This window comes from Wolbachia endosymbiont of Diaphorina citri (assembly GCF_013096535.2).
Lineage (GTDB): Bacteria > Pseudomonadota > Alphaproteobacteria > Rickettsiales > Anaplasmataceae > Wolbachia.
Genome location: NZ_CP051265.2, coordinates 918,503 through 934,817, shown reverse-complemented (window position 1 = coordinate 934,817; position 16,315 = coordinate 918,503). Strand labels below are relative to the sequence as shown.

The window sequence follows — 16,315 nt, the reverse complement described above, 5'->3', positions numbered from 1 at the left end:
AGATTTGCAAGGTATGTTTATCTGGAATTATAGCTTCAGCAGTAAGCAATGTTACTCTTAATGACTTCAACATTTTCCCTTGGTAACTCTTTGATGAATCGAGAAGTGTACATTGGTTGCCATTGGTTATTCATTTCCCTTCTGTCTGCACATGAAATGATCAACCTTTCCTTTGCTCTGGTTATGCCAACATATGCAAGTCTTCTTTCTTCTTCTAAAGCTTTACCGCTTTTATCCTCAAAAGATCTTTGATGAGGGAATAATCCTTCTTCCCAGCCAGGTAAAAACACACAAGGGAATTCTAGCCCTTTAGATGCGTGAAGAGTCATAACATATACAGTGTCATCGCTATTCATATTATCCACTTCCATCACTAAACTTATGTGCTCCAAGAAGGTTGTAGCGTTGTCAAAATTCTTCAAAGATGAAATAAGCTCTTTGACATTTTCTATTCGTGCTAAACCTGTTACTCCTTCATCTTCAAGCATTTCAATATACCCTGATTGACTTGCTATATTTTTTACAAACTCATAGAGTGGTTTCACATTTACCATTTCTTCCCAAGCTTTTATTTTATTTAAAAAATCATTTAGTGAGAGTTTTATTCTCTCAGTCACCTGATTACCATCAACTAATATTTTTGCTGCTTCAAAAAAAGAAGTCTTGTTATCTTGGGCAGTTGTGTATATCTTCTTGAGAGTTGTAGCTCCTATACTTCTTTTTGGACGATTTACGATCCTTTCAAAGGCAAGGTCATCGTTATTATTTGTAACAAGCCTTAAATATGTGATTATATCCCTTACTTCTTGACGTTCGTAGAATTTTACGCCACTTATAATCTTATAGGGAATTGAATACTTTATAAAATACTCTTCCATGACTCTAGTTTGAAAAGTAGCTCTTACAAGCACTGCAATGTCACTAAATCTGTATTTATTGAGCTTTAATATCTGTTCGCTTATAAACCTTGCTTCAGCTTTTCCGTCCCACAATTTTATTAGACTTACCTTTTCTCCTTCAATATTTGTTGTCCACAACTTTTTCTCTAATCGAGTCTTATTGTGATTGATAATATATGATGCAGTTGCAAGTATATGTGATGTTGACCTGTAGTTACATTCTAATTTTACGATTTTTGCATTTTTAAAATCATCAGAAAACTTCAAAATATTTTCAACTTCTGCACCACGCCAACTGTATATCGATTGATCATCATCTCCTACACAACAAATATTTGAGTGCTCTTTTGCAAGGTATTTTAGCCAAAGATATTGTATTGCATTTGTGTCTTGATATTCATCTACCATGATATATTTAAACTTGTTTTGGTAGTAGGACAAAATTTCGGTCTTTTGATTAAAAAGTTGTATATTGTATAGCAGTAGGTCACCGAAATCGACAGAGTTAAGGAACTTTAACCTTTCCTGATACTGGTAATAGACTTTGAGTGCAGTTACGTACACTGGCCTAAATGATTGAACGTCTTCTACTTCAGACGGCAACAAACACTTCTCTTTCCATTGCTGAATAATATTCATAATGGTCTTACATTTTTCTGATAGGTAATCAGGGCTGATTTCATTCATGATGTTTTTTATTACCTGTAATTGATCATCCACACCAATAATTGTAAAATTGGAATTCAGCCCCACGACTTCAGCATGATGACGTAGAATTTTTGCTGCAATTGCATGGAAAGTGCCAAGCGATGGTATGTTTGTTCCTGTTAGCTCAAGTACCCTTGATACCATCTCATTTGCTGCTTTATTTGTAAATGTAACTGCTAATATTTCATCAGAATAAGCGTGACCGTTCCTAATTATGTGCGCTATTCTTGAAGTGATCGTTCTTGTTTTTCCGGTTCCGGCTCCTGCTAGTATCAAAACTGGTCCATTCACGTTAGTTACAGCTAATTGTTGCTCTGGATTTAACAGTGAGAGATAATCGTTCATTGAAGCTCTATAGATTATAACTTCATAAAGTTAAACCTATGATCCAAATATTGTAAAGGTCTTATTGAACATAACATTCAACTTATTCAAGTACTAGATATTTAAGCGTAGATCTATCTTGTTTTAGTAGCTTCAGGTGTATGTCGAGTAACAACAACTTGATTTGAGTTATTGGCACCAAAACTTCTGCTTGTTGGGTGAGTAGGTGGAGTTTGGAATGGCTTATATGTACGATTTAGTTCCTTCATTTGTTTCTTTCAACCAAGTTCCGATATCATACATAAATCCATACGCTTTTTCTTTAAATTCTCTCAATGATCTACTGAAACTTGCTAGTGTGTTATTAAAGTAAATTGTCATATAGTCTCTTGTAGTGTATTGATAACTTTCTCCATCTAGTCTGCTACTTTGTGTGTTAGAACTATTGTTGTTTTTTAAATAACCAAATATGTTGTACATTTTGAGCTACCGCTGATTATTAATATACATATATTATATGTTAATAAATTAAAATGGTCAAGAGTAAGTTAAGTGTTTATTGTATTGATGAAACGCTTAGGAAACGCTCTATATAATCACTTAAAATGGAGCTAGGGTTTTATAGTACAATGTTTTCAAACGTTTAATATAATATTGACTTCACAACAATAGTCACTTTAAATTAGTAACTATTGTTGCAGTTAAAGTATCAATGCCTTTTTTCTTTTATTCTTTTGCAATTCTAAGCATCTTATCTGCTGTTTGTGTAATTAGCGTAAGGAATCCTGTGCATGCAGTGTTATTTTTAATTTTCACTTTCGTTAACTCTGCAGTGCTTTTTATTCTCCTTGGAGCTGAATTCATTGCTATGATGGTGCTAATAGTATATATCGGTGCAGTTGCAGTGTTATTCCTCTTTGTAGTTATGATGCTCGATATCGACTACATAAGATTGCATCAGGGTTTTGCAAAGCATTTCACTCTTGGTGCTATATTATGTGTTGTGTTTTTTCTAATCATCAGCTTTGTAATTCGCAGCTCAGCACCGAATATAAGTAATGTTATAAACTATAATACCAATAACGTGAAAGCTATCGGTAATTTGCTCTACACTGACTACATGTACGCTTTTCATCTTTCTGGTATTCTGCTGCTTGTTGCAATTGTTGGTGCAATTGCTCTTACTTTGCAGGAAAAGAAAAAAGGAGTTAGAAAACAGAACGTGTTAAAGCAATTGACACAATCTTCATCTGTAAAATTGATTAAGGCTAAATTTGGAAAAGGAGTGGAATGGAAATAGGATTAAATCACTTTTTGATAATTGCTGCTCTTTTGTTCACTATTGGAGTGTGTGGTATTTTCATTAACCGTAAGAGCATAATCAACATACTGTTATCAATAGAAATATTATTGCTGGCGATTAACATCAATTTAGTTGCTTTTTCTGCCTTTATGAATGATATAGTTGGGCAAATTTTTGTGATGTTTGTGTTGACTGTTGCGGCAGCAGAGTCAGGAGTTGGGCTTGCAATATTGGTTGTATATTATAGAAGCCGTGGCAATATAGAAGTTGAACAAGCAAATTTAATGAAAGAATGAAAGTATGATGGATATACTGAAATTAATAGTATTTCTGCCACTTTTTGGTTCATTGTTTGGAGCATTTTTTAGAAAAAGTCAGTTAGTTACAACGGCAGGGATTGGAATATCTGCAGTTTTATCTTGGTATGTTTTTCTCACCTTCTCTGAAAATTATCACTTGAGTTTATTTCCTCTATTTTCATTAAGTGTATTAAAAGTAAATTGGGCAATTAGTGTGGATGCTCTCTCATCCTTAATGCTTATTGTTATTACCACCGTTTCACTAGTAGTCCACCTCTATTCTATCGGTTATATGGAGCATGACAAAGGGAAGTCGAGGTTTTTTTCTTACCTATCGCTATTTACGTTTTGCATGATTGTGCTGGTTGTAAGCGATAATTTCGTGCAGCTTTTTTTGGGCTGGGAAGGGGTTGGCCTATGTTCTTATTTACTCATAGGATTTTGGTTCCAAAAATATTCTGCAAATAATGCGGCAATTAAAGCATTTGTTGTGAATAGGGTAGGAGACTTTGCACTATTGATTGGGATCTTTCTCATTTATTATACATTTCACTCTTTGAAATTTACTGAAATTTTTGACACAGCTGATTTTCTTGGCACGCAGAACATTAGAGCATTCTGCTGTGAATTTAAAATAATTCATATAATATGCATATTACTTTTTATTGGCTGTATGGGTAAATCTGCACAGCTTGGTTTACATGTTTGGTTGCCAGATGCAATGGAAGGGCCAACACCTGTTTCTGCACTCATTCACGCAGCAACGATGGTAACAGCAGGTATATTTTTAGTAGCAAAGTGTTCTCCATTGTTTGAGTTATCAAATGTGGCACGAGAATTAATAGTTATCGTTGGAGCACTCACTGCTTTTTTTGCAGCCACCGTTGCAATTACTCAGAACGATATAAAGAAAATAATTGCTTATTCAACCTGCAGTCAACTTGGTTATATGTTCATGGCATGTGGGCTTTCTGCTTACAATGTTGCTATTTTTCATTTAATGACACACGCTTTTTTTAAAGCTCTACTATTTCTTGGTGCTGGCAATGTGATTCATGCAATGCATCATGAGCAAAATATTCAGAAAATGGGAAATTGCTGGAAGAAAATCCCTTGCACTTACACTCTCATGTGGATTGGGTCTCTTGCACTTTCTGGAATATTTCCATTTGCAGGTTTTTACTCAAAAGACTTGATAATTGAACATGCTTATAGCACGGATAGCTTTGCTTTTGTAATAAGCTTAGTTGTTGCATTCTTCACAGCGTTTTACTCTTGGAGGTTATTGCTTCTTGTGTTCCACAGCCAAAAACAAAGTAAAATTAATGTACATGAGGCACCAAAGATTATGCTTATACCATTACTGATACTTGCTTTTGGTTCGGTATTTTCTGGAGTGTGGGGAGCAAATATTTTGAACATAACTAGTAATGCGTTTTGGAAATCAAGTTTAGTAGTTATTGATGAGCATGGAGTTCATAATTTCTTTATAAAACTACTGCCAACCTTAGCAAGCCTAAGTGGAATAGCACTTGCGTACCTAATTTACCAATATCAAGTAATTAGGCAAATTAAGAGTAAATTTTTACTTAAGTTTTTGCAGAATAAATGGTACTTTGATGAGGTGTATGAGTTTGTTATCATTGCACCGATAAGGTTTATGTCTAGGCTTTTATGGAAATTTGATGTTAAGGCTATTGATTCATTTGGGCCAAATGGTGTTGTAAGGTTGGTTAATGAATGTTCAAAAAGTTCTATAAAGTTGCAAACTGGTTATATATTTGATTATGCATTTATTATGTTTGTTACTCTAATAATCGGTGCTTTATATATTATTGGAATTAAATAGAAGGTGTTGTTACTTAGTATATTCTTGCTTCCACTGATAGGAGCATTGATTTTATCCTTAATCAGGATTAATCATCAATCTATACACTTAAGATTCCTTGCTCTATTTTTTGCTGTACTTCCATTTTTGCTTAGCATTGTAGCTTGTATAGAATTTGATTATAACGATGCGGACTTTCAGTTTGTCAGCTACCCAATTAGAAATGTTGGTATAGGGATAGATGGTATATCGTTGCTTTTCCTTCTACTTACGACCTTCTTGTTTGTTATTTGTATGCTCTATAATTGCAAAATGAGTTATACGACTCTCAAGCCATATATGGCATTATTTCTACTGCTTGAGAGTTTTGTAGTCGGTTTTTTCGTTTCACTGAATGCTATAAGCTTTTATGTGTTTTTCGAAGCTGTTTTAATACCAATGTTCTTTATTATTGGCATTTGGGGAGGGAAGCAAAGGGTATATGCGACGTTTAAGCTGTTTCTTTATACATTAACTGGCTCATTATTATTCCTACTTGGATTGGTGTACATCTATAACATTTTTGGAACGTTTAATATACAAAAATTAGCTACATTAGTGCCAAGCCTTGATCTTAAAGTGCAGTCATTGCTGTGGATTGCATTTTTTATTTCCTTTGCAATAAAAGTTCCAATGTTTCCATTTCACACTTGGCTTCCTGATGCACATGTGCAATCACCAACTTCTGGATCTGTGATTTTAGCTGGCTTGCTTATTAAAATGGGGGGATATGGATTTTTAAGGTTTTCTATTCCAATGCTTCCTCAGGCAAGTTTGTATTTTTCAAATTTCGTTGTTGTGCTGAGCATTATTGCGGTGATATATGCTTCGCTAGTTGCGTTTGCTCAAGATGATATAAAGAAGTTAATAGCTTATTCTTCAATAGCACATATGGGGATCGTTACCGCTGGCCTCTTTTCACTTTGTGAGGAAGGAGTACTGGGTAGTATATTTCAAATGATTAGTCATGGCCTTATTTCTGCTGCTTTATTTTTATGTGTTGGAATGCTATATACTCGAACTGGGACTTTGGAGATTGCAAAATATTTTGGCATAGTAAACACAATGCCAAAATTTGGTTTCATGTTCATTTTATTTTCAATGGCTTCAATAGGTTTACCCGGAACATCTGGATTCATAGGTGAGTTCTTGGCTATGGTTGGAATGTTTAAGAGCATAGGTTTTTTTACAGGATTTATCGCACTTGGCACTATTTTAAGCGCAGTTTATATGCTGAATTTATGTAAGCAAATAATATGGGGAGTTAGTGATTCTAAATTGTTAAATCATCACCTGGATAACATAGAATTTTCTGTCTTAATTCTGCTTGCAGTGTTTGTTATTTTGCTTGGATTTTACCCAATCCTTGCACTGAACTATTTGAAGCCATGTATGGCAAATTTGTTAGTCAAATATAATGCGCTATGAATTATATACAGATATTGCCGGAAATGTTCTCTATTATCTCCTCGTTAGTGTTGCTACTGCTTGGAATTATATTTAACCGCCGAACTATCAACTTATTAGCACTTGGCTGCACAGTGGTAACTTTGATTATTTTAATTATTTCGGCAGAAAACAATGAAATTTTTCTCTTTAATTCGTTGTTAAAACTCAACTTATACATCAGGTCAGCCCAAGGGTTAATTCTCAGCACAGGAATTTTAATACTTTTGATGCTGAATTTATCAAAATATGACTATAAATATGAATTTTCAATACTGATTCTTTTTGCGCTATTTGGCATGATAACTTTGGTTTCAGCAAATAGTCTGATTTCTTTTTATTTAGCTTTTGAGTTGATGAGTATATCTTTGTATGTTCTTGCGAGCTTTAATAAAGATTCAGCTTATTCATGTGAAGCAGGAGTGAAATATTTTACACTTAGTGCACTATCTTCCTGCATTATGCTATATGGAATGTCGCTGCTTTATGGATATACAGGACAAGTTAATTTCTCTGAGCTCGGTTCATTCTTGCAAAACCATCAGATAACTTATGGAATAGTTTTTGGGTTAGTTTTTATCCTTATTGGTTTGTGTTTCAAGCTTGCTATTGCTCCTTTTCATATGTGGGCTCCAGATGTCTATCAAGGCGCACCTACCATAGTAACTGCTTTTTTTTCTACAGCTCCAAAAGCTGCACTTGTAACATTTTTAATTCGATTGATGAATGAAGAGTTAGTAAATGTAAAAAGTTATGTTCAGCCTATTTTCTTATACGTTTCAGCATTGTCTGTGCTTATCTCAGCTTTTGGGGCCTTGCGTCAGCAAAACTTAAAAAGGCTGCTTGCTTACAGTTCAATTGGTCACATTGGTTTTATATTTGCTTCACTTTCTATTTTTACACAAGCAGGAACAGATAGTGCCTTAATGTATTTGGTGATATATATCATCACAAGCATAGGGCTATTCTCATATCTCGTACAAATTGACGATGACGATTGTGATATTGCAAATTTATCTGGTATAGGGAAGAAACACCCAATTGTAGCATTTCATCTTTCTGTACTGTTACTCTCGATGTCGGGAATACCTCCACTTGCAGGTTTTATCGCTAAATTTTTTATATTCAAAAGTTTAATAAATTCTGGCTTTATCAGCCTGTCTTTGATCCTTGTAATAGCGAGTGTGATATCATGCTACTATTATTTAAATATCATGAAAGTTATGTATTTTGATAAAGCTAGTGGTAATAAGGTTGCTTATTCTAAGAGTCTATTCATTATCACTTCAGTGGCTTCACTGATCAACCTCGTTCTTTTCTTGTACGCAGAAGATCTTGACTCACTCATTAAACTAAAGGGCTGACAAGGTGATCCTCGAAGGTTTTCGTATTTATCATTACAAAGAAGTTTCAAGCACTAATACGGAAGCATTGGATTTAATTAATAAAGGAATATCAAATGAAACCGTTATTATTGCTGATAAACAAACAGAAGGTAGGGGACGCACTAGAAAAAGTTGGGTTTCTCCAGAAGGTAATCTCTATGCGAGTTTGGTGATAAATCAAGTCACAGATATTGGCAAATTAACAGAACTGACTTTTGTGACTGCTGTTGCTGTTGGCAACATATTACTGTCATTTATAGCTGATAGTAATGTTCAATATAAATGGCCAAATGATGTTTTGATTGATGATAAAAAAATCAGTGGAATATTGCTTGAAAGAAAGTCCAATTCGCATTGGCTTGTTATAGGAATTGGAATTAATGTCAATCATGCGCCACTTCCAGGCACAACGTGCATTAGCAATTACGGTGAATCTGTGTCTAACATGGATCTGTTAAAGGAATTAATAATAAATTTTAATAAGCTAAGAAAGCAATGGCTATTTGATGGGTTTTATGCTATAAGAGAAATGTGGTTAAAAAAAGCATTCAAAATGAACGAGCAAATCAGTGTAAAGCTAGCTGACAAATTGTATGAAGGAATTTTTGCTGATATAGATAACAGTGGTAAATTGGTGTTGCAGCAAAAGGATGGAAGCTTAATTTATTTTGATGCAGGTGAGTTATTTATTGATAATGCATTATGAATACATATGTAATTTTTGCTTACCTTATTAGTTTTACGTTGATTACCGGAGAACTGATTCTTACCATTTCTTGCTATATTAAAAGTAAAAAAATTCTAGAAAGCCTGAAAGATAATAATGAAGAAGAAACATAAGCGATTACTTATAACTTCAGGAATTTTCTGCTTTTTAAGTTGTGCAGTTTTTTTTATTTTAACAACGCTCAAAGAAAATATCTCATTTTTCTATACAGTAAGTGAAGCCATAGTCTTGCCAAATAATCAAAAGCCAATCCGTGTTGGTGGAATGGTTGTTGAAAAGAGCGTGATACGGAGCGAAAGTGAAGTAGTTTTTCAAATGACAGATTTTAACAAGAGCGTTATGGTGAAATATCAGGGAATACTTCCACCGATGTTTTCAGAAAAAAGTGGTGTTGTTGTGCAAGGTAAAATGTCTGATAATAATACCTTTCTTGCAAATACGGTGTTTGCAAAACATGATGAGAACTATATGCCGAAAGTTTTAAAATAGATTCCCTAATTCAGCTGTATTGAAATAGTATGTGAAAGAAAGCAACAGCCTGCTAGCAAACTGCTACTTTCTTAACTACTACAATATATCAGAGCTGGCTGGCTCTTCCCATTTTACGTCATTATGGTCAATTATTGCTGCTTTTAATCCTTCAACTTCTCCCCTTAGGTGATCAAGTTCTTCTGTCCATGTTTTATAATTTTGATTATTATCAATAAATCCATCCCGTGGATTGTTATGAATTAATTCACTCAAATGAGATAAACCCCGAGTTAATTTTTGGCTCATATCAAGAAACCCTTCTCGAAGTTGTACTATATTTTCCATAAACGAGGCATTTAAATCAACGACAAACTTCTCGTTTAAATCATAGATTAACTTATCCATAACTTGATCGACGTAATGAATTGTTGCAATTTTATCTGCAATATCCTCAAAGTTTGTAGGCTTAACTTCAACTTCTATATTGTCTATTTCTTTAAATTTGAAATCGCTCATTTCTCTTGTTACTTCAAAGTTATTTTCACTTTCTTGTTTACTGTTGTTACTCATATTAACTCCTATAAAATTTTAAAATTAACTCAGTCATATGAAATGGTATGTACAGACTGATATGAGGCTGTTACTTTCTTACACTTTACAACATGTCATAATAGGGTGGTGCCTCCTCAGGTAACATATTATTTAATTTAGCTGCTAAATCTATTAGATCTTTTTGTAATCCTTTACTTTCGTTGCCTATAATCTCTTGCAAACTTACAACTTTAGCTTGCTCTTCTCCTAACTTAGTATTCAAGCTACTAATAAGCTGTTCATTAATATTGTTAACTAATTGATCAACTGTTGTTTTAAGAGTATTACCAGTAACCATTTGGTTAAGGTTCGTTATATCGCTACCACTAACTCCCTTAATTGTAATAAAATCAAGATCTCTTATAAGTTGTTTAACATTATCCGCATTTTGTAAAAGGTTTTGCGAGTTCTTACTCATATAAATTACCTCCATAAATTATTAAAGTTTAAATTATTTTTTAGTTTCACATGCACACTGTTGATTTATCAATATCCAAGTTCACAATAAATTATCTATTACTGCAAACTCAGCATTAACATCTTGAAGAACGTAAGTTGATGGATGTGCATCATTCCAATTTGCTTCACTCTCCTCAGGAAGCATTCGGTCAACCTTACTCATAAGGTCTTTCATTTTTTCATTTTGCTCGTTAAATTTCTCCTTCAATGCATCAATAATAGCATTAGACTGATCTTTACTATCAAGATCACCAATCACAGATATAACTTTCTCATGAGGCAACTTGTGAATAATATCTTTCAGCTCTTCTGCACCTAAATTGTCCAAAAGTTCTTTAAACTGCTCATTAGACATATTGCGAGCAAAAGCTTGAAGTTTTTCTGGGTTGTTAGCTAAAGACTTAACAACCATCTGAATCTTATCAGAATCATCAGTTAACTCTCGAGCTACTATTGCAAGTTTCTCATGGTCTAGCTTATTAATTAAATTATGTAATGTATCTTCTTCTAAAGTTTTTACTAGAGTTGGAAGTCGATCTGTTAATGCTTCATTAAAAAGAGTGTTTAAAGTTTTCTCGTCTGCATCTTTTATTAATTTTACAAACTGATCATCGCTTATTGTCTTGATGACCTCCATAAACTGATCCATTTTAAGGTGAGGGAAAATTTCTTTTACTTGATCTAGATTTAAGTCTTTTACTAAGTTCACAACCTGATCCTTATTTAATAAGGGGACTATTATTCCTAACTTTTCTTGATTTAATTCATGAACAAGAATACGTAATTGGTGGTTGGTAAAATGACTCATCAAAGCTTGCCATTGATTATCTGTTAAGTGCTCTACTAAATACTCTATTTGGTCTGGACGAAGAGTATTGGCAAGAGTTGCTAACTGATCTTCTGTTAGTTCCTCAACAAAAATTTTAGCAAACATCTTTGATAGCACTATATTCTCTGGTATTTTAGATAATATATCTTTTATTGTTTCTTCACTGACATCCAGTCCAATATATTGTAATGCCTGATTGTCAGGTGAATTAATAATATTTCCTTGATAATCTGAGAAATAATATTTGTAAGTATCATCCAACTCTTCCTGTGTTACATAACCATGTTCCGATCTCTCAGATTTAACATTATTACGCAACCTGAGACCACCATCTTCTCTACTTATAAGCTTCGATTCCATTGATAGCTTGACCAACATATCACCGTAATATACAAATGCACAATTGTTTTCTGAATAACCTGGTTTATCTCTAGAAAGAGTACTTTTCAGGGTATTCCCCTCTTCGTCCCTTATGCAATAAAACCCACCTCTAGAGATGTTATTGCCACATAATCTTATTGGTAATTCTATTGCTTCATCTTCTTTTCCCAGTTGCATAAGCTTAACTTTTTTAACAGATTGAAAACGAACAAAGTCAGGCCAGCAGACGCTGCTACCAAATCCTTTTGATAATTCCTCTCCGGGTACCATCTTAAAGACATGTTTTTTTCCACTCATAAGTATTACCTAATTAATTTAATTATAGCTATTATAGCATTTACTGATTAATTTATAATTAAATTAGCATGTATTGGAGTCATAATAACAAATATCACTAGAGAATTAGTATAAAACCCCGATAGAATAGATAGGCTGGCTTTATGGTATGTTGAAACCTATATTGGTGGAGGCAAGCGGGATCGAACCGCTGACCTTCTGCGTGCAAAACAGATGCTCTACCAGCTGAGCTATGCCCCCAATTCTTGCTTAAAGCATAAATCACTCAGGCTGAAATGCAAGAAATATTTATCTATTGCTAAATAGTTCACAAATTCTGCAGTTATGTAAAATTCTCTATCTTTTTAGAGTTGTACGTCAGCTTTGCCAAATGAATCTGTGAATTGAAAATTAATAAGAAGTCTTCAAAAATTTTTAACTAAATTATCACTAACGCAGTACATTATATAATTTATTTAATCACGCATGAAAATTTTAGTTTGATTAAAACAGATAAAAACTATATTACTGTTTAGTGTAGCTGAAAAATAAAATGATCCCGTAGCTCAGCCGGTAGAGCAACTGACTTTTAATCAGTGGGTCACGCGTTCGAATCGCGTCGGGATCACTTAGAATCTTAAAAGCATGCTAAAAGAACAGGATAAAATATTCATAAACTTAAATGGTAGAGAAACACCACTACTTGAAGGTGCAAAAAAACGTGGTAGTTGGCAAAAAACAAAGGAATTACTGGATTTAGGATCAGAAAAAATCATTGATGAAGTAAAGAAATCTGGCTTGAGAGGTCGAGGGGGTGCAGGATTTTCTACTGGCCTTAAGTGGAGCTTTATGCCAAAAAATTCTATAAAAGCATACTTGGTAGTCAATGCAGATGAGTCAGAACCTGGTACGTGTAAAGATAGAGATATATTGCGATATGAGCCACATAAGTTACTTGAGGGAATTCTCCTGGCTGGAAGAGCAATCAATGCGTCAGCTGCGTATATTTATATCAGGGGTGAATTTTATAATGAATATTTAGTTCTAAAAAAAGCACTTGAGGAAGCCTATAAAGAAAACTTAATTGGAAAAAATGCCTGCAAATCAGGTTATGATCTTGATGTGTTTATTCATAGGGGTGCAGGAGCTTACATATGTGGAGAAGAAACAGCTCAACTTGAATCAATTGAAGGAAAAAAGGGCTTTCCTCGAATGAAACCTCCATTCCCTGCGGGTGTTGGACTTTTTGGCTGCCCAACCACAATAAACAACGTTGAAACTATAGCCATGGTTCCAGATATTCTAAATCGCGGAGGAGAGTGGTTTGCATCTCTGGGTAAACCAAATAATACTGGCACTAAGGTCTTTTGCATTTCAGGGCATGTAAATAATCCATGTAATGTTGAAGAAGAGCTCGGAATTTCACTGCGTGAATTAATTGAAAAATACGCAGGTGGAGTGCGAGGAGGTTGGGATAACTTACTTGCTGTAATACCTGGTGGGTCTTCAGTACCATTAATTCCAAAATCTATATGCGATACTATTGAAATGGATTTTGATTCATTAAGGGCTGCAAAATCAGGGCTTGGTACTGCTGCTGTAATAGTGATGGATAAATCAACTGACATAATAGCTGCAATAGAAAGATTATCACATTTCTATATGCATGAGTCCTGCGGACAATGTACACCATGCCGTGAAGGCACTGGATGGATGTGGAGAATTATGAGAAGAATGGTAGCAGGAAATATTAAACCTGGTGAAGTAGATAAGCTACTTGACCTTACAACTCAAATAGAAGGGCATACAATTTGTGCACTTGGCGATGCTGCAGCTTGGCCAGTTCAAGGATTAATCAGACATTTTCGTCATATAATTGAAGAGAGGATAGTAACTTATACTTTTAAGTGATTTTACTACTTAGCAGCTAAAGTTAAAGAATATTGATTTCCTTCCCTTTTAGGTGCTAATTCTACTTTCGCAATATCTTCAGCATCTCTAATTAGCCGTTCTAATTTTTCCAGTCCAACTTCAGTGTTTATAAGCTCTCTTCCTCTAAATCTCATTGTGACTTTAATTCTATGTCCATTCACAAGAAAATCCCTTGTTTGACGCAATTTTGTTTCGTAGTCGTGATCACCAATATTAGGACCCAGTTTAATTTCTTTTATAGTTAATGTTTTTTGTTTCTTTTTTGCTTCACTTGCCTTCTTTTTTATATCATACTTTTGTTTGCTATAGTCCAGAATCTTACATACTGGAGGAGTTGAATCAGGTGCGATTTCTACCAAGTCTAAATTGACACTTTGTGCAACTTCTAAAGCTTGTTCTATTGGCACAATTCCGACCATTTCACCACTATGATCAACTAAGCGTACCTCCTTAGCTGTGATGAATTCATTAATTCTGTTTTTATTGTTCTTTTTGACTTGCAAATTTTATCTCCATTAATTCAAATTAATACTTTTTAACAGCAATTCAGTAGCTTTCTCCAAAGGAAAAGACTCTTGTTCTTCTGACCCTAAATTTCTCACTGACACAGTTTTACTTGTAACTTCATTTTTGCCTACAATCCACAATATAGGAACCTTGTTTGAACTATGCAAACGTATCTTATAACTAATTTTTTCATTGGTCAAATCAGTTTTGATTCTCACACCTTGTGCTTTTAAAACGTTGCTGATTTCTGTAGCATAACCGTCAGCTTCATTTGTAATGGTCAGAATAGCAAGTTGCGTTGGAGCAAGCCAAACTGGAAATTTTCCTGCATAATTTTCTATCAAAATTCCGATAAAACGCTCAAAAGTCCCAAGAATTGCCCTATGTAACATGACAGGGTGATGCTTGTGCCCATCTGCCCCTATATAAAAAGCTCCCAGACGTTCTGGTAAAATGAAATCAACTTGTAATGTTCCACATTGCCAATTTCTGCCTATTGCATCTTTTAAAACAAACTCTAACTTTGGACCATAAAATGCACCTTCACCAGGATTAAGTTCATAACTAAGCCCTGCTTCTTTAACTGCTTCAAGCAGAGCTTTTTCAGCTCTATTCCACACTTCATCATTACCTGATCTAGTATCTGGACGATCTGAAAATTTCACAGAAATTTCATTGAATCCAAGCTCTGAATATACTTCTTTTAAAAGGCCGCAAAACTTTACAGTTTCAGAATTCACTTGTTTTGCCATACAAAAAATGTGTGCATCGTCTTGCGTAAAACCACGCACTCGCATCAGTCCGTGCAATGAGCCTGAGCTTTCATTCCTATGGCACGTGCCAAATTCTGCCATACGTATTGGTAGATCACGATAACTTCTGGTGTGATAATTAAAAATCTGCACATGGCAAGGACAATTCATGGGTTTTATTGCTAGCTTTTTGCTTTCAGATTCATCAACAATAAACATATTTTCACGAAACTTATCCCAATGTCCCGATTTTTCCCACAGCTCTTTACTTACTAAAATAGGAGTTTTTACCTCAAAATAGCCATTATTTATTAGCTTCTTTCTGATGTAAGACTCAAGAACATTATATAAAGTATATCCTTGTTCATGCCAAAAAACCTGCCCAACAGCTTCCTCTTGAATGTGAAATAAATCCATATCCTTAGCAATTTTGCGGTGGTCGCGTTTTTCTGCTTCCTCCAGACGTTTAAGATAAATATTTAATTCATCCTTATTTCTCCACGCGGTGCCATATATTCTTTGCAACATTGGGCCCTTAGAATCGCCACGCCAGTATGCACCTGCTACTTTCATAAGTTTAAACGCTTTAACTCTGCCAGTTGATGGTGAGTGCGGACCACGGCATAGGTCAACAAAATCACCTTGCCTATAAACAGTTAGATTTTCACCCTCTGGTATGGATGAGATAATATCAACCTTATATTTTTCGCCTATACCACTAAAGAAATCAATTACCTGCTTGCGAGTCCAAACTTCTCGAACAAATCTGTGGTTACTTTTTACAATCTCTTTCATTTTCTTTTCTATTGCGGTAAGATCGTCCGTAGTGAAGGTACGATCTGTAGCAAAATCATAGTAAAAACCGTCCTGAATTGTTGGGCCGATAGTAATCTGAGTATTAGGAAATAGCTCTTTCACTGCCTGTGCCATTATGTGAGCAGCATCGTGCCTTATTATGTCCAAACCCACTTCGTCACTCAGTTGTATCACCTCTATCTCTGCATCAGATTCAATTTCACGTGAGAGATCATACAACTCACCGTTTACTTTCAATGCAACTGCTTCTTTCAAAGCATCCGGTTGTAATATATCAAAGCCAGTGACTCTACCACTGTATTCTTTTACTTTTTGTTCGGTTGAAAAAGTAATCCTAATCATG

Annotated in this window: 16 protein-coding genes and 2 tRNA genes; 10 read left to right on the top strand and 8 right to left on the bottom strand. The window is 34.6% G+C overall.

Annotated features, from left to right (window positions below; all coding sequences use genetic code 11):
• Positions 1-35: 35 nt before the first annotated feature.
• Together HGO49_RS04290 and HGO49_RS04285 are read right to left on the bottom strand one after the other, a co-directional pair.
• The gene (locus tag HGO49_RS04290) at positions 36-1,952 is read right to left on the bottom strand and encodes an ATP-dependent helicase (protein ID WP_017531990.1); all 1,917 of its coding nucleotides are present in this window, start codon (positions 1,950-1,952) and stop codon (positions 36-38) included.
• A 222-nt stretch (positions 1,953-2,174) separates the two neighbouring features.
• Entirely contained in the window at positions 2,175-2,411 is a 237-nt protein-coding gene (locus HGO49_RS04285) for a WD_0964 family protein (protein ID WP_017531989.1), read from the bottom strand.
• 232 nt (positions 2,412-2,643) lie between these two features.
• On the opposite strand from HGO49_RS04285, the gene HGO49_RS04280 reads away from it, so the two are divergent.
• Genes HGO49_RS04280 through ccmE form a run of 8 tightly spaced genes read left to right on the top strand, consistent with a single transcriptional unit; the run spans position 2,644 to position 9,447 of the window.
• Positions 2,644-3,231: an NADH-quinone oxidoreductase subunit J gene (locus tag HGO49_RS04280; protein ID WP_017531988.1), complete on the top strand. Its 588-nt coding sequence runs from the start codon at positions 2,644-2,646 to the stop codon at positions 3,229-3,231.
• A complete protein-coding gene (nuoK, locus tag HGO49_RS04275) occupies positions 3,222-3,530 on the top strand; it encodes an NADH-quinone oxidoreductase subunit NuoK (protein ID WP_017531987.1) in 309 nt (102 codons plus the stop codon). The genes HGO49_RS04280 and nuoK overlap by 10 nt, the downstream gene beginning before the upstream one ends.
• A 4-nt stretch (positions 3,531-3,534) precedes the next feature.
• Positions 3,535-5,382 carry an NADH-quinone oxidoreductase subunit L gene (nuoL, locus tag HGO49_RS04270; RefSeq protein ID WP_017531986.1) on the top strand — a complete coding sequence of 616 codons (1,848 nt, stop codon included), beginning with the start codon at positions 3,535-3,537 and terminating at the stop codon, positions 5,380-5,382.
• A 3-nt stretch (positions 5,383-5,385) separates the two neighbouring features.
• Complete coding sequence (locus HGO49_RS04265; protein ID WP_026092625.1) at positions 5,386-6,828, top strand: complex I subunit 4 family protein; 1,443 nt, start codon at positions 5,386-5,388, stop codon at positions 6,826-6,828.
• Complete coding sequence (locus HGO49_RS04260) at positions 6,825-8,210, top strand: NADH-quinone oxidoreductase subunit N (RefSeq protein WP_017531984.1); 1,386 nt, start codon at positions 6,825-6,827, stop codon at positions 8,208-8,210. The genes HGO49_RS04265 and HGO49_RS04260 overlap by 4 nt, the downstream gene beginning before the upstream one ends.
• A 4-nt stretch (positions 8,211-8,214) precedes the next feature.
• A complete protein-coding gene (locus HGO49_RS04255; RefSeq protein ID WP_017531983.1) occupies positions 8,215-8,937 on the top strand; it encodes a biotin--[acetyl-CoA-carboxylase] ligase in 723 nt (240 codons plus the stop codon).
• Positions 8,934-9,071, top strand: coding sequence for a CcmD-like small membrane protein (locus HGO49_RS04250; RefSeq protein ID WP_017531982.1), 138 nt, complete (start codon positions 8,934-8,936; stop codon positions 9,069-9,071). Before HGO49_RS04255 ends, HGO49_RS04250 begins: the two co-directional genes overlap by 4 nt.
• Positions 9,055-9,447, top strand: a complete 393-nt coding sequence (gene ccmE, locus HGO49_RS04245) for a cytochrome c maturation protein CcmE (protein ID WP_017531981.1) — start codon at positions 9,055-9,057, stop codon at positions 9,445-9,447. Before HGO49_RS04250 ends, ccmE begins: the two co-directional genes overlap by 17 nt.
• A 78-nt stretch (positions 9,448-9,525) precedes the next feature.
• Here ccmE and HGO49_RS04240 read toward each other — a convergent pair whose 3' ends face one another.
• The 4 genes from HGO49_RS04240 to HGO49_RS04225 form a co-directional block, all read right to left on the bottom strand.
• Complete coding sequence (locus tag HGO49_RS04240) at positions 9,526-9,999, bottom strand: hypothetical protein (protein WP_017531980.1); 474 nt, start codon at positions 9,997-9,999, stop codon at positions 9,526-9,528.
• A gap of 85 nt (positions 10,000-10,084) precedes the next feature.
• A complete protein-coding gene (locus HGO49_RS04235; protein ID WP_017531979.1) occupies positions 10,085-10,438 on the bottom strand; it encodes a hypothetical protein in 354 nt (117 codons plus the stop codon).
• 81 nt (positions 10,439-10,519) lie between these two features.
• Positions 10,520-11,986 carry a magnesium transporter MgtE N-terminal domain-containing protein gene (locus HGO49_RS04230; protein ID WP_017531978.1) on the bottom strand — a complete coding sequence of 489 codons (1,467 nt, stop codon included), beginning with the start codon at positions 11,984-11,986 and terminating at the stop codon, positions 10,520-10,522.
• Positions 11,987-12,150: 164 nt separating this feature from the next.
• Positions 12,151-12,226 (bottom strand) — tRNA-Ala (locus HGO49_RS04225).
• A gap of 294 nt (positions 12,227-12,520) precedes the next feature.
• On the opposite strand from HGO49_RS04225, the gene HGO49_RS04220 reads away from it, so the two are divergent.
• Together HGO49_RS04220 and nuoF are read left to right on the top strand one after the other, a co-directional pair.
• Positions 12,521-12,593, top strand: a tRNA-Lys gene (locus tag HGO49_RS04220).
• 17 nt (positions 12,594-12,610) lie between these two features.
• Positions 12,611-13,876, top strand: a complete 1,266-nt coding sequence (nuoF, locus tag HGO49_RS04215; protein ID WP_017531977.1) for an NADH-quinone oxidoreductase subunit NuoF — start codon at positions 12,611-12,613, stop codon at positions 13,874-13,876.
• 5 nt (positions 13,877-13,881) lie between these two features.
• Here nuoF and infC read toward each other — a convergent pair whose 3' ends face one another.
• Positions 13,882-14,400, bottom strand: coding sequence for a translation initiation factor IF-3 (gene infC, locus HGO49_RS04210; RefSeq protein WP_017531976.1), 519 nt, complete (start codon positions 14,398-14,400; stop codon positions 13,882-13,884).
• 12 nt (positions 14,401-14,412) lie between these two features.
• Positions 14,413-16,314 carry a threonine--tRNA ligase gene (thrS, locus tag HGO49_RS04205; protein ID WP_017531975.1) on the bottom strand — a complete coding sequence of 634 codons (1,902 nt, stop codon included), beginning with the start codon at positions 16,312-16,314 and terminating at the stop codon, positions 14,413-14,415.
• Position 16,315 lies beyond the last annotated feature (1 nt).